Raw genomic sequence first — 14,684 nt, forward strand, 5'->3', positions numbered from 1 at the left:
GATGGCCAAACATCACCCATCCCCAGAATTACTGACTGCATTTTCAGCGGGCAGCTTGCCGCTCAGTCAAGCACTCTGTGTATCCACCCATATTGAGCACTGCAGTGAGTGCCGTACTAACTTACTGCGTCTTAATAGTATGGGCGCCAATATGATGGAATCACTAAAACCCACCGAGGTATCTGCAGACCTAAAAAACAGTGTCTTTGCCATGCTGGATGATGCAGAGGAAGATGTGTCTAAAGCCGCTAACCGCACCACCAACCGCAACTCTCGGGTACCGCGCAGCCTGCAGCAGTTTATCCCAAACGACTATGATGACCTGCAATGGCATCATGTGTCCCCCTCTATTCAAACGGCCAGGCTCTGCACCGATACCAACGGCTCCAAAGTAGAAATGTTGCGCATCAAGCCGGGCGGAAAAGTGCCTAGCCATACCCATACCGGTGACGAATATACCATTCTATTGGAAGGTAGTTTCTCTGATGAAAGCGGGGTTTATAACGAGGGAGATTTTGTGCTTCGCGATGGTCGCCATAAACATAAACCTATGGTTACCGAAGACAGAGAATGTATCTGTCTGGTAGTGACAGACGCTCCAATTGCGTTTACCGGTTTCTTTAGTCGCTGGCTAAATCCGTTTTTACGCAGAAATCATTTTGCTCATTGAGTACTCTCATAAGTACTACTGGAACAAAAAAAGCGCAGCCTGAGCTGCGCTTTTTTTATAAATCATTAACCGTTAAAAACTAGCGATTGCCGCGATTATCGGGGTCAACATTACCGGCTTTTTCCTGCTGAATACGCCGATAGATTTCTTCGCGGTGTACTTCAACTTCACGCGGGGCACTGATACCCACACGAACTTGATTACCCTGAACTTCTAACACGGTGATTTTAACATCATCACCGATCATAACTGTTTCACCAATTCTTCTTGTTAGTATTAACACAATTTTCTCCTAAAAACCTTTCTCATAATCCATTACTGCCTAACATGACTATACCCTGATTATGGGTATGTTCAGCTTCTGCTCTTAATAGCGAACGCCGGTTTAAGAACTAAGAAAATCAGTAAAGAATAGATTTCATTTAATGGGCCAAAACATCCAACTGCCGCCCTAAGCTCGGGCAGTATATCAGATGCTGATTAGCTGACAAGCTTGTCACCAGACCCCGAAGCTAGCTCTGGATTAACCACGACATCGGCCGTACTCCAGTCTCTATGCACTATGGTGGCAAGATAAAACAGTCCTATCATCAATAGGGCGCAAATATAAAAAGAACCATGTATGGAAATATAGGTAAATACCACTCCGGTCAATAAAGTGCCAACACCGCGACCCAAAGTGCCCATAGAGTTAAACACCCCCATCACCATACCCCGCTCAGTATGTCCGGCACGCTGAGAAATAAGACTTTGCGTGCTAGTCATCACTAAAGCACTAGAGCCAGAAACTAGAGCCATTAGCAGATAAACCAACCAAACCTGTTGCCTGTCGGCAGCGACCGCTATACCAATCAGTCCAGCGCCATAACCCAATGCCCCCACCTTGATCAGTAGGTGCTCACCAAACCGTCGGGCCAGTGGCCCCACCACGCCGCCCTGCATCACGGCAACAGTGATGCCCACGACCAGTAAAAAAGGCGCTAAACCTTGTGGACCAGAGATCAAAGCCACCCCTTCATAGCTCACCCAAATCGGAAAGATTGCTTCAAAAAAACCAGCGGCCAAATTGTAAATAAAGCCCGATAAAATCACTTTTCTGGCCAGTGGTCGTCGCATAATTTCGATTATTTCTTTAAGGCGGTTGGTTTTAGGCGCCACCCGAAGGGCATCGCGATGCTCTTTATCCAAACTTTCCGGCAACGCAAAAACAACAGCCAGAAAAGCGGTAAAAGACAAGGCGGCAGAGACATAGGCAGGCAATACAAAATTAGCATTTTCAAAATCATCACCAGCCAGATAACTCCCCAATAATGGCCCAAGAATAAAACCTAAACCAAAAGCCGCACCGATTAAACCCATCACTTTGGCACGATCTTGTTGTTTAGAGATATCCGTCATATAGGCTTGGGCTGTCGCCAAATTACCCGCCATAGCGCCACTGATAGCGCGTGCCACCGCAACCATCCATAGACTGTTGGCATTCGCCAAAATCAGATAACCAGCTGTTGCCCCTAACATACTCAACATTAATACCGGACGACGACCATAGAAATCACTGATACGGCCCAATATGGGCATAGTAAAAAACATCGCCAAAGCGTATAAGCTCATGGTCACGGTGGCTAATGCTGGGGAGGCTCCTAAATTTAGCGCATAAAAGGCGAAGATAGGCATCATAATGCCAAAACCTATGAGATCGATCAGGATAATAAAAAAAGCAACAAACATAACAGCTCCGAAAACCAAGCAAACACGCTTTACGCTGAAGCTATGGCAACTACCTGCCTGCTCACATAGTTATTAGCCATGGAGCAAGCAATGTAAAAAGGGGGTAATTAAGATGACTTGACTCAATAAACTGTGAGCAAGCTACGCTGACAATATACCATTGGCTGATTACTGATATAACCGCAATCAACTCTATTCTTTGCTATGCCCTTCAGCATAAGCTCGGGCCTTTTTTTCTTCGCCCAACTGATATTTCAAATCAGCCACTTCCTGCTCTAACAGTTTTTGTGTACTGCGAGCCTTATCCAACTCCAAATTGGCTTCTTCTAATTTATGCTCGGCCTCGAAGGCGGATGAGGATCGAGTATTTCTCCCCACCCAGTAACCGATAGTTAAACCTGACAATAAAGCGATAACAAATGCGGGCCACATAGCAACTCCATAAGTAAGTTGTGACTAATTTTATATTAGTTACGACAATAACAGATTATCAGACTCCAATACCCGCAGATTCGCAAAAACTTTTATCCAAAAGCGCACAACTAGATATCGGCCAACCGCCGTTTCTGTTTCAGTATTTCCGACTGACGCTTAACCACATGCTGGATCAATAACTCCTGATCATAACTGTTAATCTCGGTAAAATTAAGCCGCATAAAACAGCTGAGTTCGCCAGCGGCCTGCCTCTCATCTAGATGCACACATTCAATCACCTGCGCTATCACCGCTATATGCAAATCGGAGGGTTGTAAGATGATATCGAGTTGCAATAACTGCCCTTGCTCCAATACTTCCTCGTTGGCAAAGGCAATACCACAGGCACTGACATTAACCGGCCGCGGAGAGCAGGCAAGCTTATGCATACCATTTGCATCGATATCCATTTGTGCCATGATAAAATTGAGTTTTTTATTCATGAGATCAATTAACTCTGCCGCCATCGGCGCCTGAATTTTGCAGGCATCCAATAAAGTTTGAATACGGTTATCAAAGTTAGCCGTAAGATCAAACGTACCATCATTTTTTTTTGCTTGCTCAACAAACGCTCCGGCTTCTTCACTGCCAATACAGCGATAAGAAACCCCCATAAAATCATCAACTCTAAAATAGCGACGGCGCTCTTCTTTCATACCTAACCTCTGGCTAAAAAATATCTGAGCGATCTAAATTAAAGACCGGAGCGTTGTCCCGGATCTCTAACTTAAGCGACTCAAAAAATCGGGGATCTTTTTTATTTAAAGTGCGCAAGCCCTGTTGCATGGCTTCACCACCTAAACTTTGTTGGATAACAATCTCTACTCGACGATTTTTAGCCCGCCCTTCGGCCGTTTCATTACTGGCCAAGGGTTTGGTTTCGGCAAAGCCAGTGACCTGAACACGATTAGGATTTAAAATACCATCAGTAAAAATTGCATGTGCGACAGACACTGCACGGCTGGTAGACAACTCCCAATTGGAACGAAAGCGCAAGGTATTAATCGGCACATCATCGGTATGACCCTGGATGGTAATTGCCCCTTCTTTAGTGGCAAGTACATCGCGCAACTCTTGCAGCAGTGGCAAATAATCTCCGGTCAAGTCAGCAGAACCGGAAACAAAAGACCCTTTCTCACGAATCCTAATAATAATTTTGCGCGCTTGGGCTTCTACTTCCACTTCACCCTTGGCGATTTGATCTTGCAAGGCCTGAGCTAAATCACGAGCATCCTGCTGCGTTTGTTTAATCATTGTTTCAATTTTTTGTTCTAGCAACTCTGCTTCTTTTTTACTATTGGGCGCACCGGCCTCCAGCCACTCAATGCCGGCTTCGAGATCGTATTCTTTCGAAGCATCAACTTCCAAAGACAACTCGGTCAAGTCATCGGTATGCTGATAAATTTCATTTATTGGCGTAGGGTCGGGACGACCCGGGCTAAACTCCTGAGCAATAATGCTGGTGCCTTTGGGTGGCTCTATTACCTTCAGTTTATTTTGCACACCAAAAGCCTGAGACATTGAACCGGCAAGACGCTTAAACTTCATCGCATCTATTTCTGAAAACGACAACAGCAGCACGAAGAAGCACATCAATAGCGACATTAAATCCGCAAAGGTAGCCATCCATACGGGCGCACCCGGCGGCGGGCATTTGCGGCAATTAGCCTTTTGCTCACTCATGAAGATTGTTCCGTATGCCCAAGTTATTATTCAGCTTAATTGTCATCGGCTTTTGCGCGTTGACCCTCCGGCAAATAATTTCTTAACATAGAGTCAATCACACGCGGATTTTGTCCGCTTTGAATAGCCAACAGAGCATCAATAATTAAATTTTTGGTCGTATCCTCTTCGCTACGACGCAAACTTAATTTATCCGCTATGGGAATGGCGACCATATTGGCCAACATCGCCCCGTAGAGTGTGGTTAATAGCGCTATCGCCATAGCAGGACCGATAGATTTTGGATCATCCATATTCGACAGCATCGCTACCAGACCAACCAGAGTACCGATCATCCCCATCGCCGGAGCCACGCTACCCAACGCAGCAAATATATCCGCCCCTAATGAATGACGCTCAACGGCCTTGTCCTTATCTTTCAATAACAAGGCTTTCACCACGTCAGGTTCGTGGCCATCGACTAATAACTGGATACCGCTTTGTAAAAAATCACTGCTGAATTTTTTGTCTTCCAATACCAGCAGACCACCCTTGCGCGCCTCATCTGCTAGCCCGACAACTTCGTCGATCATTTTAGCCGGGTCATCGACTTTAAATATAAAGGCTTTGGCCGCGACTTTGCCTGCGTTTAAAAACTGCCTGAGACCAAATTTGGACATCACCACCAAGATACTGCCGGCGATAACAATCAACACTGATGGCAAATCGACAAACATGCCCACACCACCGCTGAGCATCATTGCCGTGACAATAATGATCATCGCGCCGACCATACCGATAAGGGTTGCTAAATCCACTGCCAAACTCCCATTCTTTAATCTAGTTTCAACGAGGGGATTCAGTGGTAAATTACTGAGAAACCCTCTACTTTTCCGCTACTTACAGTCTAGCTCTAATCTTCGATGAGTACACCCAAAAGCATCGCTAAAGCACAAATAATATTTATACACCTAAAATCATAGCGGCCTGCCAATGCGAGACTTTAGCGTATGCAGCTGCCGTTATAAAAACCAGTCGATTATAATCCACCTCGCGGAGGTTGACCCAAACCAAGCCCTCGGTTAACGTGGCCTCCGTTTTTATTACTCCATTTAGGAGCCCTTATATGGCTAAAAACAAAAAAAGCGTTGACTTTGAAGAAGCTCTGGATCAATTGGAGGAGCTGGTCGAAGATATGGAAAACGGTGATTTAACCCTCGAAGAGTCACTGAAAGCCTTTGAACAGGGCATCAAACTCACCCGCGAGTGTCAAACCGCGCTCTCTCAAGCCGAGCAAAAGGTGCAAATGCTGGTCGAAGAAAACGGTAAACTCAAGACCATCGATCTCGATGATGACTTTGACGACGAGAACGACCAGTAACCATGAATGAGTCTTTTAAAGCCTATTTACAGCAGGCCAAATCGCGTGCCGATAGTGCCCTGACCCGCTATGTAGGTAACTTTGACTCACCCTATACTGCCAATAACACCAGTCACTACCTAGCTCGCTTGCAGCAAGCGATAGAATATAGCCTGATCAATGGCGGCAAACGGATAAGACCGATGTTGGTCTATGCCGTCGCTAACGCTATTAACTCTGAAACTTCCGACAGCAATGCCGATAAAGTGGCCTGCGCTGTGGAAATGATCCATGCCTATTCCCTTATTCATGACGATTTGCCCGCCATGGATGACGACGACCTGCGCCGCGGCCAACCTACCTGCCATAACGCTTTCGATGAGGCGACGGCAATATTAGCCGGGGATGCTTTACAAACCCGCGCTATTGAACTGTTGACTGAACTGGAAGATTGCCCGTCAAAAACACAATTGGCTTTGATAAAAATCCTCACCGCCGCCGCGGGCCAGCAAGGTATGGTCGGCGGACAGCTTATTGACCTCAATGCTGTTGATCAAACCATCGACTTGGATCATTTAGAGACCATTCATCGTTTAAAAACCGGCGCCTTGATTAGAGCGGCAGCCGCTATGGGCGCAACGCTGGCTAACGCCTCCCCCCAGCAATTACAAGCCATAGATCGCTATGCCGAGGCCATTGGGCTGGCCTTTCAAGTACAGGACGATATTCTGGATATTGAAAGTGATACCGCCACCTTGGGCAAAACGCAAGGAGCCGATCAAGCGCTAAATAAACCCACTTACCCCGCCTTGCTGGGTCTAGAAGGCGCCAAAAACAAGGCACAACAACTGCATCAGCAGGCGCTCAATGCCCTAACCGAGCTCGATGACAGTGCTGACAGCTTAAGAGAATTATCCAGCTATATTATTTCTCGCCAGCATTAACCCGCAACTCGTCCACAACTGACTCCCCCTCACGAGGCTTTTTGAGTTACAATCGGCGCTCTGCACAAGGCAAAATAACAAGGCATCACAATTAGACTCTATGTTTAGACCCTATGTTCACTGAAATTCCTCGCCTGCGTCCTGAAACTCCACTGCTAGACAGCATTAATCAAACGGCTGACCTTCGGCAATTGGACGATGACCTACTGCCTGAGCTGGCTGATCAGTTACGTGAATTTTTGCTCTACTGCGTGGGGCAAAGCGGCGGGCATTTTGGTGCCGGTTTAGGCGTGGTTGAATTAACGATTGCCCTGCACTATTTGTATAACACCCCAGAAGACCGCCTGATCTGGGATGTCGGCCATCAGACTTATCCGCATAAAATTCTGACCGGCCGCCGCGAGCAAATGCATAAAATACGCACTCAAAATGGGCTGGCCGGCTTCCCAAAACGTAGCGAAAGCGAATACGACACCTTTGGTGTTGGCCATTCAAGTACCAGCATTAGCGCCGCCTTAGGGATGGCTCTGGCCGCAAGAGAACAGGGCATTGATCGCAAGACCGTTGCCGTCATTGGCGATGGTGCGATGACCGCGGGCATGGCCTTTGAAGCACTCGCCCACGCTGCCCATGTCAACGCCGATATGTTGGTTATTCTTAACGACAACCAAATGTCGATTTCTCATAACTCTGGCGGTTTAAATACGTATTTTTCAAAAATCTGGGCCAGTAAAGCCTATACCAATTTACGCGCCAGCGGCAAAAACCTGCTGTCGAAAATTCCACAGGCTTGGAGTGTTGCGCGCCACCTTGAAGAATCGATGAAAGGCTTCGTTGCACCCGGCGTTATTTTTGAAGAACTGGGTTTCAATTATATTGGCCCCATCGATGGCCATGATCTGCCAACGCTGATAAATACTATTCGCAATATGCGGGAATTACCCGGCCCACAACTGCTACATATTATGACGCAGAAAGGCAAAGGGTTTGCGCCGGCGGAAGAAGACCCTGTCGGTTATCACGCCATCAATAAAATTGAAGTTAAACCAAGCGCTCCATCAACCATAACAACCGTTACCAAAAAACCAAAATATCAAAAAGTTTTTGGCGACTGGCTTTGTGATATGGCAAAGCAGGATGAATTATTAATCGGCATCACCCCTGCCATGGGTGAAGGTTCGGGGATGATTGAGTTTTCTGAACAATTTCCTGAGCGCTATCACGACGTCGCAATTGCCGAACAACACGCTGTAACCTTGGCTGCCGGGATGGCTTGCGATGGTCTAAAACCTATTGTCGCTATTTACTCTACTTTTTTACAACGCGCTTATGATCAATTGATTCATGATGTCGCACTACAAAATCTAAACGTTTTGTTCGCTATTGATAGAGCCGGTTTAGTCGGTGAAGACGGCCCCACCCATGCTGGTAGTTTTGATCTGAGTTTTTTACGCTGCATACCCAATATGTTAGTGATGGCACCCTCCGATGAAAACGAAACTCGGCAGTTACTCTACACCGGCTTTCAATATCAAGGCCCCGCTGCGGTACGCTATCCAAGAGGCACCGGCCCTGGCGCTGTTATCGAACAAAAAATGACGGCATTTGAAATTGGCAAGGGAATTATTCGCCGCCAAGGTACTGACATTGCCATTTTAAATTTTGGTACCTTACTGGCAAACGCCATACCTGCAGCGGAGCAGCTCAACGCCACCGTCGCAGATATGCGTTTTGTAAAACCTCTGGATGAAAATCTAATTGACCAATTGGCCAGCACACATAGCCTAATCGTTACTCTGGAAGAAAACGCTATTGCCGGTGGTGCTGGTGCTGGTGTTAGTGAATATCTCAGCAGTCAAGGCATTAATTTGCCAGTGCTGCATTTAGGTTTACCAGATCTTTTTATCGATCATGGCAAGCATGAGGATTTATTAGCTGCTTGCGGTTTAGATAGCGACGGCATTCTTGACCGTATTGAACAACGGCTGGCGATACTGAACCCATCGATCAGTGCGCGGCAATCCAAACACCTTTAACTGGCTACTTAGCGATTATCTCTAACGACAATGCTCAAGCTGATTAAACTTAGTTGTTTAATGGCCCTGTTTTTGAATCAACAGGCTTTAAGCTGTGATTGTTTATGGCAGGGGTCTTTTACCAAGGCCTATAAAAAAGCAGACCTGATTGTTAGCGGCACTGTTATTGGCAGTAAAGGTAATTCTGCTGATTTTAACATCGAGCGCACTCACTATGATCGCGGTATAAACTTTACTGAGTTCAAGCCAGATATTCGTATCTGGGGTGATAATGGTCAACTTTGTCGTCCACCCATTAAAGACTTTGCTGTTGGTTCGCAATGGGTGATGGCGCTCACCAAGATCACCAAAGATATCGCTGGCGGATTTGATCCCAGCACACCTAATATCAGCTATGGTCGAGTGAACGATTATTATATATCGAAGTGTGGTGCCAACTGGTTAAAGCTTGAAGAGGGATGGGTGACCGGTAATTTAGTGCAGGGACGGCGCTGGGAATGGGAAAATAAAACGATGAATCCTGTACTGCTAGAATTAATTGATGCCTATATCAAAGGAATTATTCCCGAGCAGGCGCTGATTGAGGCGGCAAAGCCGTTGACGGCAGCAAAAAAATTAATGCGAGAGACGCAGCTTTTTTTGCAACAGCAATAAAAAGATTATCGAAATACCCCCACCAACTCATCCAACATCAGTAGCGACAAGCCCCATATCCGTCGCTGCTGAAAAAAATAACAGGGCAAATTTCGCACTCTATTTCTAAACTGCCATTGCATACTTTGGCGGTTATCCTTATTGGCGATAAACGACAAGGGTATCCAAACAACTTCAGCGACTTCATGGTTAAGATTTAATTCTGGTACCTGCTCAACCATAAAAACATAGGGCGTGATCACCATATGCAGCGGGTTTATCAATGAGAATGTCGCCACATCAGAAAGGCGCCCCAAGTATGTCGCATATTGATCGGTATCCAGACCAATCTCTTCCCAAGTTTCACGACGTGCTGTCTGTAGATTGTTATTGTCAGCAGGATCACCCCTGCCACCGGGGAAAGCCATATGACCTGACCAAGGATCACCTTCGCGATCAGCGCGTTTAATCATCAAGGCTTCTAAGCCGGCTTCTGTTTGACGCAGAATTAACGCGATAGCTGAGCGCTTTACCCAACGGCGATACCATTTCTTTTTTGGTTTAAATAACGTTAATTGATGCCGTGCTTGCTGAAATGTTTTTACCACCACCAACCCTTCCCCATCACCATTTTAGGCTTATCTATAGTAACATTCGCTTCCATGAGTACAGACACCATTATACACTTCCATCAAGTTTGCGCAGCGTATCGTACCGATCCAGTGTTACAGGATATTGACTGGCACTGGCAGCAAAATCAGCAGTGGGCAATCTTGGGCGGTAATGGCGCCGGCAAAAGTACCTTAGCGCAACTGATAAGCGATCAATTAAGGCCTCAACGTGGCAGCATCGTTAGGCAGCAAGGGCTTAATCCCGAGCAGGATATTTTGCATCTAAGCTTTGAATTACAGCGTCAACTAATTAATCACGATATCCGTTATGATGATAGTGAAGACCGCGATGATGCCGCTGATATCGGCACCACCGTGGCGCAAATTGTATTGCAAAAAAAATCACCCGACGAAAACTTTGCCGCCATTACCAGACAGTGTCATATTGACCATATTCTCAACCGTGGCATCCGTTTTGTCTCGACCGGAGAAAGTCGCAAAACGTTACTGGCAAGAGCCTTATTTAATCAGCCCAAACTTTTGATTCTGGATAACCCTTTCGAAGGTCTCGATCAACAGTCTCAAACTGAATTAAAAGTCTTAATTGACCAACTGCTGTTATCGCCATTAAAAGTACTGCTATTAATTAAACAGACTGATGAAATTCCGGATAGTGTCGATCATATTTTGTGGCTGGAGCATGGCGAAATACAAGCCAGTGGTCAGCGTGATAAGGTGCTGGCAAAAACCAAAGTGTCACCGAACAGGATTCGCATCGGCGATTTACCAGTAGCCACCGAACGTCGCTATAAGGTTGATAAGGCACAACCTTTGCTGAATTTGCAGCAAGTCAATATCAGCTACAACGAGCAGGCTATTTTAACCGATATTAATTGGCAATTGGACTGGGGACAACACTGCGTGATTACCGGGCCCAACGGTGCCGGTAAATCGACACTATTAAGTTTATTAAGCGGCGATAACCATAAAGCCTACGGCCAACAAATCAGTCTGTTTGGCAATACCCGTGGCAGTGGTGAAAGTGTTCAGCAACTGAAGCAGAAATTTGGCATCGTTAATACGCAGTTGCAACTCAATCATATTGGCCGCATACGGGTAGCTGAAGTCATCGCTTCCGGCCTTTATGACAGTGTTGGGCTCTATCAGCCATGTACTGGTAATGATCGCAAGATTGCTTTGCACTGGTTAAACGTGATGGGACTGGAACATATTGCCACGCAATTTTTTAATCGACTTTCTTTTGGGCAACAACGCCTGGCCATGCTAGCAAGAGCGATGGTGAAGTCGCCCTTGGTACTGATCTTGGATGAACCCTGTATTGGCCTAGATAAACTGCACCGATTATTAATCCTAGGCTTGATCGATAAAATCGCCGAGCGAGGTGATTGCCATATTCTTTATGTCAGCCATAGTGCCAATGAGATACCCCAATGCATCAACCAACAATTGCAGCTGGTGCCACACTCAAAAGGCGGCTATACCAGCGTGGTCAGTGAATACTAATTTATTGACCAACACCTGATCATTATTTCTATACGATAAAAAACTAAAATAAATTTTTAAACCATTGCAGCACCCCGGGTAAAGTCGTCGAGCAACTGTCCCGTGCCGTGGGCGCTGTGCCACGTAAAAACGGTATATAGCGAGAACCTTCACACATTTCACGACTCAACAAACCGGTACTCTCATTCACCCAACGATAGTCGATACCCGATGGCACTGAAAAGTCCATAGGCTGATGGCTAGCTCTGGCGATAAACTCACGCCAGACTTTTAAGGCACCAACGCTACCGGTTAGGCCTGCACTTTTATTGTCATCCCTACCCATCCATACGACTGCCAGATAATCACCGGCAAAACCAGCAAACCATGAATCACGCAGATCATTGGTTGTGCCGGTCTTACCCGCCACTAAAAAAGATTCTGGCAATCGTTGCCGAACCGCTTTACCAGTCCCTTCTTCCACCACTTCTACCATCGCATAATGCAGCAAATGCATAAGTGGTTTAGCGATAACCTGTTTTTGTACAACCGGGTAACGGGCCAAAGGCTGTGCATTATTATCAGCGATATCAACAATCGAACGCAGCGGGCTGTAAACACCGGCTGAAGCAATAGCCTGATACATACCAGCCACCTCAAGCGGTGATAAGGCCACAGCGCCTAATAACATAGACGGCAACTCTGCAACCGGACGCGTAACGCCTAGCCGCTGCACCACATCAACAACGTTAGACAAACCCACTTGCATCCCTAAACGGGCTGTAGCCTGATTATAGGAATTGGCCAGAGCACGATGCAATAAAACCTTGCCATGACTGGTTCTATCAAAGTTACGCGGTCGCCAAATAGAACCATCTTGACCTGCCACCTCTACTGGGCCATCACTAATAGTGGAAGCCAGGGTAAAACGCTGTGATTGTTGCAAGGCAGATAGATAGACCACCGGCTTTATCAATGAACCTATAGGACGAACGGCATCCAACGCACGGTTAAAACCGGCATAGCGCATCTGCCGGCCACCGACCACCGCGACGACATCACCGTTGTTGACATCTGTCACCACTATCGCACCCTGCTGTTCTTTGGTTTTGTCTTTAAGAATAGCAGCCAAACTTTGCTCGGCATGGCGCTGCACAATCGGATCAAAAGCGGTAAATATTTTCATGCCTTCGGTTTGTAAACTTTGCGCACTATAATCTCTGCGTAATTGCCGCCGCACCAAATCCAAATAAGCCGGGTAGACATTGGCGACAGCATTGGCCTTAGCCAACTTCAACGGTTGTCGCTGTAATTGTTGTTGTTGCTGCGGTGAAATCAACTGATGCTCAGCCATCACTCTGAGCACAACGTTGCGGCGCTCAATCGCCCGCTGAGGATGGCGCCAGGGATCATAAAAGGAAGGACCCTTGATCATACCCACCAGTAAGGCAATTTGGCTGGCGTCCAATTGTTCCAACGGACGATTAAAATAATGACGGCTGGCTAACGCAAAACCATGGATAGCTCGCGGACCTTCCTGACCAAGATAAACTTCATTTAAGTAGGACTGTAAAATTTCTTGCTTGCTAAAGTTCAGCTCTACTAACAGCGACATAATGGCTTCAATACCTTTACGCCATAAATTTCGATCCGAAGATAAAAAGACATTTTTAACTAGCTGCTGGGTAATGGTGCTACCACCCTGTACCGTTCGGCCTGCCTGCCAGTTAGCCATCATTGCTCTGGCAATTGAGCGAGGCGACAAACCAACGTGTTGATAGAAGTTACGATCTTCAATCAACAGCAAAATATCCTGCAAACTCTGCGGTACCTGTTCGAGCTTGACTAATAACCGATCTTCACGATGTCGGGAATAGATACTGCCTATCTCTATAGGTTCCAGCTGCACATGATTTAACGGTGTGCCGGTAATGCTTTCCAATTGAACCACGGTATTATTGTTAAAACTGATGGTAAAGCGAACAGGCTTAACCGCAGCCTTGTTATCAATCGACTGAAAACCTCGACTGTAAATCCAGAATTGATTTCCTTGACGCCTTACACTGCCTGGCTGACGATCACTGCCCTGCTGATAGCCCAGTTGTTTTAGTTCTTGATACAAATCATCCGCTGCTAACTTTTTTTGCGGTGATAAAACTAGGGAGCGGGCGTAGACTCTGGCTGGCAATTGCCACTGGCGCTCATAAAGGCTATAGCGCACTTTGGCATCAAGATAAATCAGACAGCCAAACACTAAGACGGTCAACGCTAAACACATCTTCAACCAAGGGAATGGGGCGGCAGTTTTTTTCTTGTTGTTGGCCAAAATGGTTTTCCTGCGTTATTTGTCCATCATCATATAACATGGCAACACATCGTCCAACTCAACGAATAATCGGCCATTACATTTCGTGTTAAAAACAAAGTATATTGCAGCCGATAACTGGCAAAAATCACCGACAAGAGCTTTAATGTAGGTCAGTATTGATGTTTAGGATATAAACCATGACCGCAGAAGAACGTATTCACTTATTACAGTCTATGCCATTTTTTGGTGCCATTAACGAGGCGAGCGTAGCGCTCATTCTCGGTCAATCAAAAACCATCAATCTAACTGCGGGGGAGTACTTTTTTCATCAAGATGAACAAGGCGATTCGCTGTTCTTAATTGAGCAAGGCCGCTCGGTCGTTTTCAAGAAACATGAAAACAAAGAATATATCCTACGCCATGCCGAGCATGGCGATTGTTTTGGAGAGCTAGCATTGATCGACTTTAGCCCGCGCAGCGCATCGGTCCGTGCAGAGACAGACTGTACGGCGATAGAAATCCCTTCTTCGGCCTTGCATAGCCTATTCCAACAGAACCCTGAACAGTTTCTTATTATCCAGATGAATATGGGCAGGGAAGTCAGCCGCCGCTTACGAGCTTCTGATAATCGCTGGTTCCAATTACAGATAGCAAACAGCAATACTCTGTCGTCTTAACAAAAAATAATTCTAGCCATAGCAAATCGCAGGCATAAAAAAAGGCCACCCGCAGGCAGCCTTTTGGCATAGCGTTAA

The 14,684-nt window shown here is 46.3% G+C and carries 15 protein-coding genes; 7 read left to right on the forward strand and 8 right to left on the reverse strand.

The features are described 5' to 3' along the window. The first annotated feature begins 1 nt into the window (after position 1). Positions 2–670 carry a ChrR family anti-sigma-E factor gene (locus AACP44_RS02350; protein WP_339338625.1) on the forward strand — a complete coding sequence of 223 codons (669 nt, stop codon included), beginning with the start codon at positions 2–4 and terminating at the stop codon, positions 668–670. A gap of 79 nt (positions 671–749) precedes the next feature. Here the strand turns inward: AACP44_RS02350 and csrA are convergent, their stop codons facing one another. From csrA to pomA, 6 genes are all read right to left on the reverse strand, one after another. Further along, positions 750–953, reverse strand: a complete 204-nt coding sequence (gene csrA / locus AACP44_RS02355; RefSeq protein WP_339338626.1) for a carbon storage regulator CsrA — start codon at positions 951–953, stop codon at positions 750–752. Between the two features lie 197 nt (positions 954–1,150). Further along, positions 1,151–2,398, reverse strand: coding sequence for an MFS transporter (locus AACP44_RS02360; protein ID WP_339338627.1), 1,248 nt, complete (start codon positions 2,396–2,398; stop codon positions 1,151–1,153). A 192-nt stretch (positions 2,399–2,590) separates the two neighbouring features. After that, positions 2,591–2,830: a hypothetical protein gene (locus AACP44_RS02365; protein WP_339338628.1), complete on the reverse strand. Its 240-nt coding sequence runs from the start codon at positions 2,828–2,830 to the stop codon at positions 2,591–2,593. A 110-nt stretch (positions 2,831–2,940) separates the two neighbouring features. Next, complete coding sequence (locus AACP44_RS02370) at positions 2,941–3,528, reverse strand: PilZ domain-containing protein (RefSeq protein WP_339338629.1); 588 nt, start codon at positions 3,526–3,528, stop codon at positions 2,941–2,943. Positions 3,529–3,541: 13 nt separating this feature from the next. Beyond that, positions 3,542–4,555 (reverse strand): flagellar motor protein MotB, encoded by a 1,014-nt coding sequence (locus tag AACP44_RS02375; protein ID WP_339338630.1) that lies wholly within the window; start codon positions 4,553–4,555, stop codon positions 3,542–3,544. A gap of 35 nt (positions 4,556–4,590) precedes the next feature. Then, complete coding sequence (gene pomA, locus AACP44_RS02380) at positions 4,591–5,352, reverse strand: flagellar motor protein PomA (RefSeq protein ID WP_339338632.1); 762 nt, start codon at positions 5,350–5,352, stop codon at positions 4,591–4,593. Between the two features lie 308 nt (positions 5,353–5,660). Here pomA and AACP44_RS02385 point away from each other — a divergent pair, with 308 nt between their 5' ends. The 4 genes from AACP44_RS02385 to AACP44_RS02400 all read left to right on the forward strand — a co-directional run bounded on the left by AACP44_RS02385 (position 5,661) and on the right by AACP44_RS02400 (position 9,528). Then, positions 5,661–5,915, forward strand: coding sequence for an exodeoxyribonuclease VII small subunit (locus AACP44_RS02385; protein ID WP_339338634.1), 255 nt, complete (start codon positions 5,661–5,663; stop codon positions 5,913–5,915). Between the two features lie 2 nt (positions 5,916–5,917). After that, positions 5,918–6,838 (forward strand): (2E,6E)-farnesyl diphosphate synthase, encoded by a 921-nt coding sequence (gene ispA / locus AACP44_RS02390; protein ID WP_339338636.1) that lies wholly within the window; start codon positions 5,918–5,920, stop codon positions 6,836–6,838. A gap of 113 nt (positions 6,839–6,951) precedes the next feature. Continuing rightward, the gene (gene dxs, locus AACP44_RS02395; protein ID WP_339338638.1) at positions 6,952–8,874 is read left to right on the forward strand and encodes a 1-deoxy-D-xylulose-5-phosphate synthase; all 1,923 of its coding nucleotides are present in this window, start codon (positions 6,952–6,954) and stop codon (positions 8,872–8,874) included. Positions 8,875–8,904: 30 nt separating this feature from the next. Next, positions 8,905–9,528 (forward strand): hypothetical protein, encoded by a 624-nt coding sequence (locus AACP44_RS02400; protein ID WP_339338640.1) that lies wholly within the window; start codon positions 8,905–8,907, stop codon positions 9,526–9,528. A 5-nt stretch (positions 9,529–9,533) separates the two neighbouring features. Here AACP44_RS02400 and AACP44_RS02405 read toward each other — a convergent pair whose 3' ends face one another. Continuing rightward, entirely contained in the window at positions 9,534–10,118 is a 585-nt protein-coding gene (locus AACP44_RS02405; protein WP_339338642.1) for a CoA pyrophosphatase, read from the reverse strand. A gap of 51 nt (positions 10,119–10,169) precedes the next feature. On the opposite strand from AACP44_RS02405, the gene AACP44_RS02410 reads away from it, so the two are divergent. Next, entirely contained in the window at positions 10,170–11,642 is a 1,473-nt protein-coding gene (locus AACP44_RS02410; protein ID WP_339338644.1) for an ATP-binding cassette domain-containing protein, read from the forward strand. 43 nt (positions 11,643–11,685) lie between these two features. Here AACP44_RS02410 and mrcB read toward each other — a convergent pair whose 3' ends face one another. Continuing rightward, positions 11,686–13,947, reverse strand: coding sequence for a penicillin-binding protein 1B (gene mrcB / locus AACP44_RS02415; RefSeq protein ID WP_339338646.1), 2,262 nt, complete (start codon positions 13,945–13,947; stop codon positions 11,686–11,688). A 179-nt stretch (positions 13,948–14,126) separates the two neighbouring features. Here mrcB and AACP44_RS02420 point away from each other — a divergent pair, with 179 nt between their 5' ends. Further along, the gene (locus AACP44_RS02420) at positions 14,127–14,606 is read left to right on the forward strand and encodes a cyclic nucleotide-binding domain-containing protein (RefSeq protein ID WP_339338648.1); all 480 of its coding nucleotides are present in this window, start codon (positions 14,127–14,129) and stop codon (positions 14,604–14,606) included. Positions 14,607–14,684 lie beyond the last annotated feature (78 nt).

It is taken from the genome of uncultured Oceanicoccus sp., assembly GCF_963968385.1.
Classification (GTDB): domain Bacteria; phylum Pseudomonadota; class Gammaproteobacteria; order Pseudomonadales; family Dasaniaceae; genus Oceanicoccus.

Excerpts from the sequence above, each read along its gene's own strand:
- AACP44_RS02350 (WP_339338625.1), top strand. The coding sequence starts at position 2 with ATGGCCAAACATCACCCATCCCCAGAATTACTGACTGCATTTTCAGCG.
- AACP44_RS02360 (WP_339338627.1), bottom strand. The coding sequence starts at position 2,398 with ATGTTTGTTGCTTTTTTTATTATCCTGATCGATCTCATAGGTTTTGGC.
- AACP44_RS02365 (WP_339338628.1), bottom strand. The coding sequence starts at position 2,830 with ATGTGGCCCGCATTTGTTATCGCTTTATTGTCAGGTTTAACTATCGGT.
- AACP44_RS02370 (WP_339338629.1), bottom strand. The coding sequence starts at position 3,528 with ATGAAAGAAGAGCGCCGTCGCTATTTTAGAGTTGATGATTTTATGGGG.
- AACP44_RS02375 (WP_339338630.1), bottom strand. The coding sequence starts at position 4,555 with ATGAGTGAGCAAAAGGCTAATTGCCGCAAATGCCCGCCGCCGGGTGCG.
- AACP44_RS02385 (WP_339338634.1), top strand. The coding sequence starts at position 5,661 with ATGGCTAAAAACAAAAAAAGCGTTGACTTTGAAGAAGCTCTGGATCAA.
- ispA (WP_339338636.1), top strand. The coding sequence starts at position 5,918 with ATGAATGAGTCTTTTAAAGCCTATTTACAGCAGGCCAAATCGCGTGCC.
- dxs (WP_339338638.1), top strand. The coding sequence starts at position 6,952 with ATGTTCACTGAAATTCCTCGCCTGCGTCCTGAAACTCCACTGCTAGAC.
- AACP44_RS02400 (WP_339338640.1), top strand. The coding sequence starts at position 8,905 with ATGCTCAAGCTGATTAAACTTAGTTGTTTAATGGCCCTGTTTTTGAAT.
- AACP44_RS02410 (WP_339338644.1), top strand. The coding sequence starts at position 10,170 with ATGAGTACAGACACCATTATACACTTCCATCAAGTTTGCGCAGCGTAT.
- AACP44_RS02420 (WP_339338648.1), top strand. The coding sequence starts at position 14,127 with ATGACCGCAGAAGAACGTATTCACTTATTACAGTCTATGCCATTTTTT.